The 373-nt window shown below is 46.6% G+C and carries 1 protein-coding gene; it reads right to left on the bottom strand.

Annotated elements, in window-relative coordinates:
• Window positions 1-373: Ig-like domain-containing protein (locus IEY13_RS30515; protein WP_188959472.1), on the bottom strand; the 373-nt coding region annotated here is incomplete at both ends.

Here is a 373-nt window from a genome sequence, read left to right as displayed (position 1 = left end):
ACTGCTGCTCCATACACCAGTACCACCAGTTGAGCCGTTTGTCAGTGTAACAGCGCTTCCGGCACATACCTCACGCAGGCCAACACTTTTCTCCATCGCTGGTAAAGCATTTACAGCTATATGAGCAGTATCCACACTTACACAACCTTTGGCAGTGGTTACAGTATAGGTAATCACTTCGTTACCAGCAGATACACCACGAACTAATCCATTATTATCCACTGTAGCAACACTTACAGCACTGCTGCTCCATACACCAGTACCACCAGTTGAGCCGTTTGTCAGCGTAACAGAACTTCCCGCACACACTTCACGTTCGCCAACACTTTTCTCCATCTCTGGTAAAGCATTTACAGCTATATGAACAGTATCC

This window comes from Filimonas zeae (assembly GCF_014641615.1).
Taxonomy (GTDB): domain Bacteria; phylum Bacteroidota; class Bacteroidia; order Chitinophagales; family Chitinophagaceae; genus Filimonas; species Filimonas zeae.
The sequence above is the reverse complement of the archived record's forward strand: the minus strand, read 5'-3'. Positions and strand labels throughout refer to the sequence as shown.